General features: G+C 61.7%; 1 protein-coding gene. It reads left to right on the top strand.

From position 1 onward, the window contains the following. Positions 1-349: 349 nt before the first annotated feature. On the top strand, positions 350-1,102 hold a 753-nt coding region (gene istA, locus MKD38_RS30655), incomplete at its 3' end, for an IS21 family transposase (protein WP_252669764.1).

The following is a 1,102-nucleotide window of genomic DNA, read 5'->3' as shown; positions in this document are numbered from 1 at the left end:
ACGTTTCCGACTGCGTCGAGAGCGTCAATAGCCGCTCTCGCAACCACACTTCGAAGCTGTCCAGTAGGGGCCGGGACCTCCTTTGCTGCCGCACCTGTTGAAGTTCGAGCCCGAGCCAGGCAGTGGCTCCAGATTCGCCGGCGCCATTACGCCGGTGATTCCCTGGCGCCATTACGCCGAAGATCTGGTGGCGCCAATACGCCGGCGACGGATTGGCTCCATCATGCCGGCGATTCACATTCAGCATGTAGTTGATGGCTTTGGTCGTCCATTACGGCGGCGATCTCCTTTCATTGACCGCTACGCTTCCGGCTTTTGGCCGGAAGGGAGCATGAACAGAAGGTTCGAGATGTTTCATTACCGACAGGTCCTGGTGCGGATGCGCCAGGGCGATTCTGACCGGGACATCGCCCGATCCAAGACGATGGGGCGGCGCAAGCTGTCCCAGGTCCGAGAGACCGCGAGCAACCGGGGCTGGCTAGGTCCCGACACCCCGTTGCCCACCGACGCGGAGCTGGCCGAGGTCTTCGGCCGCGACAGCATGGCAGCACCGTTGCCCCCCAGTTGCGTGTCGCCGCTGGAAGCCTGGCGCGAACAGATTGTGCAGTGGCACGCGGCCGGCATTCAGGGCACGACGATCCTCAGCGCCCTCGAGCGCAACCATGGTTACTGCGGTAGCACGTCGTCCATTTACCGGTTCCTCAAGCAAATCAAGGAATCTGAGGTACCGGAAGTCCCCATGCGGCTAGAGTTCAAGCCGGCTGAGGCCGCGCAGATTGACTTTGGCGCCGGCCCGACGCTCACCGATGTGTATACCGGCGAGATCCACAAGACCTGGTACTTTGTCATGACGCTTTGCTGGTCCCGGCACCAGTACGTCGAGATCGTGCGCGACCAGACCATTGCCACCTGGCTGCAGTGTCACCGACATGCCTTCGAATGGTTTCATGGGGTGCCGGTGCGGCTCATCATCGATAACCCCAAGTGCGCCATCACCAGGGCCTGCATCTACGAACCGGAAGTTCAGCGGGCCTACGCGCAATGTGCCGAGGGCTATGGCTTCCGCATTGACCCCTGTCCGCCACGGGACCCACAGAAAAAG

The organism is Cupriavidus sp. WGlv3, from assembly GCF_023952475.1.
GTDB lineage: Bacteria > Pseudomonadota > Gammaproteobacteria > Burkholderiales > Burkholderiaceae > Cupriavidus > Cupriavidus phytorum.
The sequence above is the reverse complement of the archived record's forward strand: the minus strand, read 5'-3'. Positions and strand labels throughout refer to the sequence as shown.